Raw genomic sequence first — 12,491 nt, forward strand, 5'->3', positions numbered from 1 at the left:
TGTTTGTAACTTCCGTGTTATAAAGGGTTGCGATGATAATATTCTGTAATAATAAGATAATTATACAGAGGAATAATTGCGATTTTAATTGTTGTTTTGAATAACCAATATAAAGGTGCATTAGCGTTTAAATTTTGTGTAGGACACGTTATTGCCCTGGCGGATGCATTTAACAGGGGGAATAGAAAAAAATGAATTGGGTTTATAGATATGTTTTGGTGTTTTGTTTATGTGGATTGGCGGGTCTGACAGATCTAATTGCCAGACCTCTCCGTATCCTTTACGTCCGGGACGCTGTGGCGAATGAACAACGATTACAGTATGCGGTAGATAAAATAGCGGCGATTACAGGACTACAGGCAGACGTATACCACTTTCCAGAAACCAAGCTACAAAAAGATGATCTTGTGCTTGGGCTGTTGGGTACAGGAGCGCAGTGGGAAACGTTGGTACCGGAGGTTTTATTAAAAAACCTCGAAAGCAAGGAGTCTTTCATTATTTATAGAAAAGATAAAACATCACCCCTTATTATTCTAGGAAAGGACGAAACCGGGCTGCTATATGGCTGTGAGGAGGCGTCCAAAAATACCTTCTACGGGGAGGATCCTGTTTCCTTTGCCGACGCGCCCGAAATGGTGCTGCGTGGAACGGCTATAGGTATGCAGAAAACCAAATATCTACCGGGACGTGATGTATACGAATATCCTTATACCGAAGATTTGTTTCCATGGTTCTATGACAAGGAATTATGGGTGCAGTATCTGGATATGATGTTGGAAAACCGTTACAATACGTTGTATTTGTGGAACGGACATCCTTTTTCGTCGTTGGTGAAATTGAAAGATTACCCATATGCGCTGGAGGTGGACGACGAAACTTTCGCTAAGAATGAAGAAATCTACCGATTTTTAACAGAAGAGGCGAACAAACGAGGGATCTGGGTCATTCAGATGTTTTACAATATTCTGCTTCCAAAACCCTTTGCAGACAAACATGGTCTGAAGACCCAGGAAAGAAACCGGGTCATTACGCCACTCATAGAAGATTATACACGTAAATCCATTGCTGCATTTGTCGAAAAATATCCGAACGTCGGGCTACTCGTTACATTGGGGGAAGCAATGGAAGGCGTCGGACAGGACGATATCGATTGGTTCACAAAAACGATTATTCCGGGAGTAAAAGACGGTCTTAGTGCTATATATAGTGAACTGGAGCCACCGATTATTTTGCGGGCGCACGATACCGACGCACCGGCCGTGATGAAGGAGGCGTTACCAATCTATAAGAATTTGTACACGATGGCGAAGTTTAATGGCGAAGCTCTTACCACTTATGAAACGCGAGGGAAATGGGCGGAGCTACATCAAACGTTGGGTAGTATTGGAACCGTACATATACAAAATGTACATATCTTAGCAAATCTGGAGCCGTTCAGGTATGCGGCACCCGATTTCATACAGAAATCGGTGAAATCAATGCACGACATCCATTTTTCAAATGGTCTGCATCTATATCCTCAAGCTTCTTACTGGGATTGGCCGTATACGGCAGATAAGACCGAAAAGCGCTTGTTACAAGTCGAACGTGATTGGATGTGGTATAAAGCTTGGGCACGATATGCATGGAAAGCTGATCGCCCCGAATCGGAAGAAAAAGCCTATTGGTCATCTTTATTGAGCGACTATTACGGTATTTCAGCGAAAGATGCAACCAATCTCTTAACCGCATTGGACGAAGTTGGAGAAATATCGCCGAAGATTCTCCGTCGTTTTGGTATTACAGATGGTAATCGCCAAACCTCTTCGTTGGGCATGTTGATGACACAACTTATCAACCCATATCGATACGGGCTCTTTACCTTGCTTTATGACTCAGAAGCACCGGAAGGAGAGATGATCATTGATTATGCGGAAAAGGAGTTCAAAGATGAACAGCATACCGGTGAAACGCCCATGCGTGTTGCGGACGAGATTGTAACACATGCAAATAAAGCCGTACAGGCAGTAAAAGAGATTGAGCGGGCTGCGAACAAGAATAAAGAGGAGTTTCAGCGTCTGATAAATGATGTCTATATACACCAAGCGCTTGCCGAGCACTATAGCTGTAAAGTAAAAGCGGCTATTCAGCTGTTGGAATACAAGTACACCGCGGACTTAGCATCGCTTCGGAAAGCACTGCCCGATTTTGAAAAAAGTGTAGCAGCCTACAAAAAATTGACGGATTTGACAAAAGATACCTATTTGTACGCCAATAGTATGCAGACAAAGCAACGGAAAATCCCGATGCGTGGTGTAGATGCCACCTTCAAACATTGGACAGAGATGTTGCCTGTCTTCGAGACCGAGTTGCATAATTTTAAGGAGGCAATAGATTCGATAGCCGCTACCGTTGGTCAACCTAAAAAAGAGCGGAAGCTGCTCAACGATAAAGAAGTTGCAGTAAAAGCAGATGTCCAGTATACGGTTTTAAAGAAAGGTGCGAAATTGCATTTAGACCAAGAATTGGTTGTTACACACTTGGCTAACGAACTGGAAGGGATGAAAGCCGTGATGATCAATTCAGAAGAGCAGAAATTGAATGGCACAACGTTGAAATTTGAAAGTGATCAAAACGTAAAAGTATTGGTAGGATACTTTAATAATACAGATAAAGTATTTGCGCCTAAGCCAGTATTGGAAATTGATGCCTCTGCGAATGATTATGGGCAGGCAGAAGCTAAAATTCGCAACGCGCTGCGCGTACAATATATGCCAATGCTCGATATCCACACCTATTCGTTTCCGAAAGGGAAAAATGAGCTGAAAATCCCAAAAGGAGAAGCTTTGATTTTAGGTTTTGTGGCAGACGACGCGCTTCAACACGCGTATAACGCCGATGTCGATAATCAGGGCGATGATATGGATGACCTCTTCGGTTATTATGAAGAGACTAAACTATAATAAAAAGAAAACAAATGAAAATGAATAAACTTGCCGGTATACTGCTGTTTTTATTACCTGGAGCCCTAGCTGCCCAGGAGGACTTGAACAGGAAGCTTGATACCTACGTTGATAAATTTAATAGTCAAGACAACGAGGCGGTCATCAACAAGATTGACAACAAGAGTTCCGCCGCATGGATGAAAGAAAACATTCCGTTATTTGCCTGTCCGGACAGTGCGATAGAAGAAATTTATTATTTCCGGTGGTGGTCTTACCGAAAACACATCAAAGAAACGCCGGAGGGGACGATTGTCACGGAATTTATCGAACCCGTAAAACACGCTGCTAGATATAATGCTATTAGTTGTGCATTGGGTCATCATATCTATGAAGGAAGATGGCTGCGGAACAATGATTTTTTGAAAGAGTATGTTGACTTTTGGTTATATCATGCTGATAAAGGTGAAAGCAGGCCGCGTTTTCATCAATTTAGCTCTTGGTTGCCGGATGCTTTGCTAGCCTATCACATGGTGCAAGACGATGAAGAATACTTAGCCAGTCGTTTGAACGATCTGGATAAAGACTATTTGAAATGGGAAGAAGAACGCCAATTGCCGAACGGTCTATTTTGGCAGCATGATGTGAAGGACGGTATGGAAGAGTCCGTATCCGGCGGGCGCAGAGAAGAAAACATGCGACCAACCATCAACAGCTATATGGTTGCCAATGCACGAGCACTGTCGAAGATCGCGGAAATGGTCGGAAATGATAGCTTGAAGCGTAATTATGAAACAAAGGCGGAGCGGCTAGCCACATTGTTGGTAGATTCACTTTGGGATGAAAAAGACAGTTTCTTTAAGACACGCGTAGAAAAAGGTAAAGGTTTACACCCGGCACGGGAAGCTATCGGGTTTATTCCCTGGAGCTTTCATATTGTGCCTGACCATCGTTCCTATGCGGAAGCATGGTCGCAGGTTATTGATACAGCGGGGTTTAAGGCGCCTTGGGGGCTCACCACCGCTGAACGCAGAGAACCAACCTTCCGCACGCGAGGTTCCGGTCATGGCTGTGAGTGGGACGGCGCTATCTGGCCGTTCGCCAGTACGCAAACTTTACGGGGGATGGCCAACTTTCTCGCTGACTACAAACGCGGCAACACCATCACGAAAGACGATTTTTATGAAGCCGTGCATCAGTATGCCGCATCTCACGTCATGGATGGTAAGCCTTATATTGGTGAATATCAAGACGAGCGCACGGGCTACTGGTTGAAAGGAGACCATCCCCGTAGCAAATTCTACAATCACTCGACATTCGCGGATGTGGTTATTCAAGATCTTATCGGGTTCAAGCCGCAGCTGGGTAACAGTTTCGAATTAAAGCCCCTTATCCCACAAGATCAATGGGCCTATTTTACCCTTCAGGGGGTGTCCTATAAGGATAAAGTCGTAGATATCTATTGGGATAAAAATGGCTCACAGTACGGAAAAGGAAAAGGACTGACAGTCTACGTAGACGGCAAGCGTGTTGCTAAGTCTAAAAAATTAAAATCGTTAAAAGTTAACTTAAGATGATAAAGAGAGGAATTATTGCATTATGGTTGTTTGTTGCCGCTATGGGTTTGTCGGTGCAGGCACAACAATTTTATAACGTATTGGATTACGGCGGAAGCAACGACAGTACGGGGCTTAACACCGACGCTATTGCCAAAGCCATTGATGCTGCCGCGAGCAAAGGGGGCGGGACGGTTTATTTTCCAGCAGGTAAGTATATTACCGGGCCCATCCATTTTAAAAGCAACATAACCCTTTTTATTGACGCGGGCGCAGAGCTACATTTCAGCGACGATTTCGATCATTATCTTCCGATGGTGGAATCTCGTTGGGAAGGCACTGAAGTGACTAACTTCTCTCCACTAATCTACGGTAAAGATCTCGAAAATATAGCTATTGTTGGCCGCGGTTTAATTGATGGACACGGCAAGAAATGGTGGGGATACTCCGAAGTGACTATTCGTGAACAAAAAGAAGGCGAGTTAACCAAATGGCAAAAAGAGTTTAAACGCCTAAACAAGGACGTTTTAGCTCCAGATTTGCCGGGATGGGTTGAGCGCGGCTTTCTACGTCCGCCTTTTATACAGTTTCTGCATTGTAATAATGTACAAATAAAAGACATCAAAATTCAAAACTCGCCTTTCTGGACGGTCAATCCGCAATATTGTGACAATGTAACCGTTGATGGGGTGACCATCGACAATCCACCCTCACCAAATACCGACGGGATTAATCCGGAATCTTGCAGCAATGTGCACATCGCTAACTGTCATATCTCCGTAGGGGATGACTGTATCACCATCAAGTCCGGAAAAGATCGCTCCGGTCGTAAAGTGAATATTCCGGCAGAAAACTACACCATCACCAATTGTACGATGTTGCGTGGGCATGGTGGTGTAGTCATTGGCAGTGAAATGTCAGGCGGCGTGAAGAATATCGTCATTTCCAATTGTATATTTGACGGGACAGACCGCGGTATACGGTTAAAAACAGCTCGAGGTCGTGGCGGTGTGGTGGAAAACATTCGGGTAAGCAATATCGTCATGCGCAACATACGTGATCAAGCAATTGTATTAAACATGCAGTATGCAAAAACGGACAAGGAGCCCGTTTCGGAACGCACTCCGTTGTTTAAAAATGTCTATATCAGTGATATGGCCGGAACAGCCAATCGCGTGGGTTTAATACTTGGACTGGAAGAGATGCCGGTGGAAAATGTGAGCTTTAACAACATCAATATGCAATCGAAATCGGGTTTTTCGATTGAAAATGCAAAGAATATCTCGTTCAATAACGTACAGGTAGATGTCGCGGATGAATCACTCATCACGGCGAAGAATATGGAAGGTTTACACATTACCGGTGTCCAAAATAATACACCAAAAGCAGACCGGCCAATGTTGGTGTTTGAAGGGGTGCAAAAAGCGAATATACAGCAAAATTACCCAAGCCTAGGAACGAATTCATTTTTGGAGCTTATTGGGGATGAAAACAGCGAAGTGTTTATACATGGCAATAATTTTATGCATGTAGAAAACACCGTCACGGGTTCTACGACGTCTGCTGTTTTAACCAACAATATCGAAGCACAAAAGAAATAATATAACATGCGTTTAACGTTTTTTATCCTTTTTGTAATAACGACGACAAGCCTGCACGTGCATGGGCAGCACCAGCTATGGTATGATGAACCAGCTAAGCAGTGGGAAGAAGCCTTGCCCATCGGAAACGGACGTTTGGGAGCGATGATATTTGGGGGAGATACGGTAGAAGAAGTCCAGTTCAACGAGGAGACGCTTTGGACGGGAGAGCCGCGGAATTACAACAAGACTAACGCAAGACAATACCTGGATACCATTAGACTCCTGCTTGAACAAGGCAAGCAACAGGATGCAGAAGAGCTGGCCATGCGCGAGTTTATGGGCTTGAAGAGTGAAACGGAAGACCCGAAACCATGGTTAGATCGTGTAGGAGCAGAGCGTGAAAAGCCAAACGGAGCGTATACATTTGCGTTCGACGATAGCCGATGGCCCACCTTTCCGGTACCGAGCTACGAGGGCTGGGAGGAAATTGGTTTGGAGGCACTTGATGGCGCTGTTTGGTTCCGAACGACCTTTGAATTGACTGCGGAAGACCTTGCTGGTGAGGACTGGCAATTGGATTTAAATAAAGCTAGGCAAGAAGACTATACCTACATCAATGGACAGTTGGTCGGACATGAACATGGAGACCACACAAAGCGTCTATACAACATCCCGAAGGAGATTCTTCGCGAAGGTAAGAATGTTGTGGCGGTCCAGATCATCAATCTTACGGGAAAGGGGGGGATAGCGGGGTATAAAGACACCACGAACCACATCGGCATAAAAAATGCATCAGGAAAGTTTATTTCCTTGGTCGGACCGTGGAAATATTGGATACAAGATTCCGATGTACCTAAGGTGGGCGCTTTTCAAGCGTCATATCAACCTTTCGGTGTATTGAAATTCCGTTTTCCCAAAGGAGATACCGAAGCATATAAACGTAGGTTGGATATAGAGCGCGGGGTCTCGGAAGTTCGCTACCGACAAGCCGGTGTGGAATATACCCGCACTTATTTTGCGAGTCACCCTGATAACGTAATCGCTATCCGTTTAGCAGCAGATAAGCCCCAGCAAGTTTCTTTCGCGCTAGCACTGGAAACGAAGCACGAAAAACACCGTGTCTGGAAGGTGGATGATCAAACGCTTGCTATGACGGTTTACGTCAAAGGTGGAGCCTTAGAAGGTACTTCCTATCTTACGGTGAAGTTGCAGGGCGGAACGATGACCGAGAAGGATGGTCAACTGCAGGTACAAGGAGCGACCACCGCCGATATCCTGCTAACAGGAGCGACCAACTATGGTAACTACAAAACCTTGGTCCCCGGCTATAAACACGCGGCGCAGGACCACCACCAGAACGTAAGAAAAAAAGGTTTTCTCCAATTACTGCGTGCTCACGAGCATGATTACCAACAGTTATACGGGCGCTTTAATATAGATCTCGGTGGAACAGAGGCTCGCGCTATGCCCACTGATGAACGTCTCGAACGATTTGTAACCGGAGCAGATCCCGATCTGATCGCACTGTATATACAATATGGGCGTTATTTGCAGATAGCCAGCGCGCGCGAAGGGACCCGTCCCGCCAATCTGCAAGGGATATGGAACCCTTGGCTAGAGCCTTCATGGGGAAGCAAGTACACCACCAACATCAACTTGGAGATGAACTACTGGCCCACAGAAATGCTCCAATTGGGCGAATTACATCATTCTTTGTTTCAAATGATCCGGGAATTAAGTGAAGCAGGAACAGAAACAGCCCGCGAATATTACGGCGCACGAGGGTGGGTTCATCACCATAATACGGACCTGTGGCGAGGAACAGCTCCAATTAACAATTCGAACCACGGCATATGGCCGACTGGAGGTGCATGGTTGGTTACTCATTTATGGGAGCATTATCGGTTCAACCAAGATCCAAAATTTCTTGCCGAATATTACGATGTCATAAAAGGCGCAACCCTTTTCTTTAAAGATTTTTTGATCAAAGACGAAAAAACCGGCTGGTTGGTCAGTACGCCTTCCAATTCTCCGGAGAATGGCGGATTAGTAAAAGGACCTGCCATGGATCATCAGATTATCCGGACATTATTCCGTATTTTCACGGAGTCTTCAAAACTGGTGAATAAAGATGCGTCGCTAAGGGATTCCATACAAACGATGATCCCGCAGATTGCGCCGAACCAAATTGGTCAATATGGGCAGTTGCAAGAATGGTTGGAGGATATTGATGATCCAGATAACAAACATCGGCACGTTTCCCATTTATGGGGGTTACATCCTGGTAACGAAATTAATATGGACCAGACACCGGAGCTAGTTGAAGCCGCGAAGCAATCCTTAATTATGCGTGGCGATGATGGCACTGGCTGGAGTTTGGCATGGAAAATAAATTTTTGGGCGCGGCTAAAAGATGCACAGCATACGTATAAAATGATAAAAATGCTGTTGCGGCCTGCCGGCAGTGCAGGTGGATCTTATCCAAACTTGTTTGATGCTCACCCGCCATTCCAAATAGACGGGAATTTTGGCGGAGCAGCTGGAATTGGTGAAATGTTAGTGCAAAGCCATACGGATATAGTAGATATTTTACCCGCCCTTCCCAAGGAACTTTCTCAGGGAAAAGTGAGTGGGCTCAAAGCGCGGGGTAATTTTGAAATTGACCTTGCGTGGGAAAATCATCAGTTAACATCCCTGTCTTTGCGTTCGCTTGGAGGTAAGCCGCTCAAACTTCGATTCAACGGGAAGGTCGTCGAGATTCCCACAAAAAAGAATAAAACGTATATGTTCGATACCGAACTTAATCTCTTAAAATAATGCGTAACATTGTTGCCGGTATTTCTCTGTTTATTATTTTCATAACCTCCGCTTTTGCCCAATCTCCGCGTCAAACGGTATCACTTGACGAAGGTTGGCAAACGATTATGGACGAACAAGATTCGTCCCGTTATCAAGGTTTCGAGCAAGCATCCTTCGTAGAAACTGGGGATTGGAAATCCGTAGACGTTCCGCATAATTGGGACCAATATGGCGGATACCGACGTTTGCTTCGCGGAAACCAATTCGGATACGCTTGGTACCGTAAAGAATTTACCATTCGGCAGAAACCCCAGGGAAAGCGTTTCTACGTTTTCTTTGAAGGGGTAGGGTCGTATGCTACCGTTTGGCTGAATGGAAAGCAGGTAGGGTATCATGCCGGTGGACGGACGACGTTCACGCTGGATGTGACCGATGCGATTTACACGGATGGACGCCCCAACTTATTGGCCGTGCGTGCCGATCATCCGACGCTGATTCGGGACCTACCTTGGGTAGACGGTGGCGGATCTGCTGAGCGTGGATTTTCCGAAGGTTCTCAACCTATGGGAATCTTTAGGCCAGTCAGCCTCATTGTAAAAAATGATGTCAATATTGCGCCTTTTGGTGTGCATTATTGGAATGATGAAACGGCGGACGAAACCGGAGCGGACATACAGCAAACGGTAGAGATACAGAATACGTCAAATAAAACCCGACAGTTGACCATTGTGACGCACATGCGTAATGCAAAGGGTAAAAAGGTATATAGCAGCAAAGATGTGCAGCAAATCGGTGCGCATACAACGAATGCGTTTAAGTTGTCGGCCATTCATGTGGCTAAACCATCGCTATGGGATACGGAAGATCCGTATTTGTATACCATGGAAACTATTGTAAAGGAAGGACGTCGTGTACTCGATCAGGTGGAAACACCTTATGGAATACGTTCGATACGCTGGCCGAAAGGGTTAAAACCGATCGGTACGAATCAGTTGCTCGTTAACGGGAAACCGGTGTTCATCCATGGCATTGCAGAGTATGAGCATAAACTAGGCGGTTCACATGCCTTTACCGCTGAAGAAATAGCTGCGCGTGTCCGCGATATGAAAGCGTTAGGGTTCAATTCCTTCCGAGACGCGCACCAACCGCATAATTTACGATACCAACAGTTTTGGGATGAAAACGGTGTTCTGCTGTGGACACAAATGGCAGCGCATATCTGGTTCGACAACGAAGCGTTCCGGACCAATTTTAAAAACCTGCTGCGCGATTGGGTAAAAGAGCGTAGAAACAGTCCCTCTGTTTTTCTTTGGGGTATAGAAAACGAAAGTACCTTGCCGGAAGATTTCACACGGGAGTGCATGGAGATCATCCGATCACTAGACCCTACAGCCTCTATCCAGCGATTGGTGACCACCTGTAACGGTGGAAGCGGTACCGACTGGGATGTGCCGCAAAATTGGACAGGCACGTACGGCGGCGACCATAATACGTATGGTGAAGACTTAAAACGCCAACTGTTAGTAGGCGAATACGGTGCATGGCGTACTTTGGAACTACATGCCGAACCACCCTATCTCCCCAACCATCCGGTCTACAGCGAGGCGCGTTTTACAGAAATATTAGAAACCAAACTGCGGCTAGCCGACTCGGTGAAAAATGAAGCCATCGGGCATTACCAATGGTTGTGGAATTCCCATGATAATCCCGGCCGAATACAAGGGGGCGAGGGACTTCGTGATCTGGATAAAATTGGGCCGGTCAATTATAAAGGTTTGTTGACCCCCTGGGGGGAACCGACGGATGCGTATTATATGTACCGTGCACATTACAGTGATAAGCATGATCCGATGGTTCACATCGCATCTCATACATGGCCCAACCGTTGGTTGACGGCCGGTATTAAAGATGCTATCCGCATCTTCTCCAATTGTGAAGAGGTAGAGCTCTTCAATGATCTGGAAGATGTTTCCTTAGGCGTGCAAAAGCACCCAGGATTTGGTAGGCCATTTGAGTTCAATGGAGTAAATATACAGTATAACGTGTTATACGCAGAAGGAAGAAATGGCGGTAAGACCGTCGTCCGGGACACTATTGTTCTGTTCAACTTACCGCAGAGCCCGAATTTTGAACAGATGCGCGATGTTTCGTCAACATTGTTGAAGGGTGAAGCAGATATGCATTATCTATATCGGGTGAACAGTGGTGGCCCAGCCTATACCGATAGATTTGAGCAACATTGGATGGCCGATCAGCCGTATACAAGTGAAACAGGTTGGGGGTCGATATCTTGGGCAGACAGCTATGAAGATATTTCCTCTATTTTTGCAAGCCAACGGCGCATCTTTGACCCAATTAAGGGTGTAGCCGACTGGTCGCTGTTTCAAACATTTCGCTATGGTCTAGATAAATTAGCTTACCGTTTTGACGTACCTGATGGGAAATATCGTGTAGAGCTGTATTTTGCCGAACCGTGGGTGGGGGGAGCAGGATTAAAAGACGGCACCGCGATGCGGCTTTTTGATGTGGCTATCAATGATGTCGTACAAGAAAAAGATCTCGACATATGGAAGGAAGCAGGCCACGACGCGGCTCTAAAGCGTGTCTATGAGGTAACCGTGCAAGGTGGGCAGTTGACAGTTCATTTTCCACATATAGCGGCCGGGCAAGCCGTGATTCAAGCCATTGCTATCGCTTCGGCAGAGACGCAGCCTGCCAACGACAAGAAATTAACACACTTTAATGCGGTGCTGAAAGACGGAGAAAATCTTAGCATAAAACGCTGGATGGATATTGGACTAGCGTATGACTCCGTACAAAAGTTATCTTTTCAACAACTGCCTGGATATCTCTATGGTGCAGACTATTTTCCAATCAGCGACGTGGAAGACGATATTACGTTTTCTTTCCGTCAGCCGACAAACTTCTATCTCCTCTCGAATGAAGAGCAACCCGGATACGAGTTTATGGGAGACTCCATAATGAATAACAAAGGCGAATATCTGCAGGTATACCGTAAGGTATTGGATAACGAAGAAGAGTGGCACTTACCAAAAAACACCAAAGCCGAGCTCGTGGTATTCCAGCAGCAGAGTGGTTTGCAACCGGCGTTTGATCTCAAAGAATCGGTGACATATAAAGCGAATCAAGCTACGGCTTATGAGGAAATGAAAAAAATAGATTTCCAGAAGCAAGAACGTTTACAATATACGGAAAACGACGGTTGGGTGGAATTCGAGATTAAGGTTGGAGTAGCCGATGTGTACGCCCTCATGTTGAAATACCATAACCCATTCGGCGAGACGAGGGAAGCTACTATTGAACTGATCACGATGGATGATGTGGTACTGAAATCCGAGGAGCGCGTTCGTTTAGAGCCTACTCGAGCAGGTAAATGGAACTATATCGATACCGATACCGGTACGATGATCAATGCAGGTACCTACCGAGTCAGGGTAAAGTCTATCGATGCAAAGGATATTTATATTGATGCGGTTGATGTGAAGTAGTCTTTTCTTCATTTTTTTCTTGATAAAAAAACGAAGCAAAAAAATCAAGGCTGAGTATGGTTCGGCTATCTTTGTTTGACTATTCTTAAACAGAATAAAACTCACTTCGTTCAGACATTATTC

At 45.4% G+C, this 12,491-nt stretch carries 5 protein-coding genes; all 5 read left to right on the top strand.

Annotated features, from left to right (window positions below; all coding sequences use genetic code 11):
• The first annotated feature begins 191 nt into the window (after window positions 1-191).
• The 5 genes from C5749_RS11565 to C5749_RS11585 are packed head-to-tail and all read left to right on the top strand — an operon-like array spanning window position 192 to window position 12,368.
• A complete protein-coding gene (locus C5749_RS11565) occupies window positions 192-2,942 on the top strand; it encodes an alpha-d-galacturonidase (RefSeq protein ID WP_105726191.1) in 2,751 nt (916 codons plus the stop codon).
• Between the two features lie 14 nt (window positions 2,943-2,956).
• Window positions 2,957-4,498: an MGH1-like glycoside hydrolase domain-containing protein gene (locus C5749_RS11570; protein WP_219847970.1), complete on the top strand. Its 1,542-nt coding sequence runs from the start codon at window positions 2,957-2,959 to the stop codon at window positions 4,496-4,498.
• The gene (locus tag C5749_RS11575; RefSeq protein ID WP_105726193.1) at window positions 4,495-6,078 is read left to right on the top strand and encodes a glycoside hydrolase family 28 protein; all 1,584 of its coding nucleotides are present in this window, start codon (window positions 4,495-4,497) and stop codon (window positions 6,076-6,078) included. The genes C5749_RS11570 and C5749_RS11575 overlap by 4 nt, the downstream gene beginning before the upstream one ends.
• 6 nt (window positions 6,079-6,084) lie before the next feature.
• The gene (locus C5749_RS11580; protein WP_105726195.1) at window positions 6,085-8,877 is read left to right on the top strand and encodes a glycoside hydrolase family 95 protein; all 2,793 of its coding nucleotides are present in this window, start codon (window positions 6,085-6,087) and stop codon (window positions 8,875-8,877) included.
• Window positions 8,877-12,368 (top strand): malectin domain-containing carbohydrate-binding protein, encoded by a 3,492-nt coding sequence (locus C5749_RS11585; RefSeq protein ID WP_105726197.1) that lies wholly within the window; start codon window positions 8,877-8,879, stop codon window positions 12,366-12,368. Before C5749_RS11580 ends, C5749_RS11585 begins: the two co-directional genes overlap by 1 nt.
• The last annotated feature ends 123 nt before the right edge of the window (window positions 12,369-12,491 follow it).

It is taken from the genome of Sphingobacterium gobiense, assembly GCF_002980575.1.
GTDB lineage: Bacteria > Bacteroidota > Bacteroidia > Sphingobacteriales > Sphingobacteriaceae > Sphingobacterium > Sphingobacterium gobiense.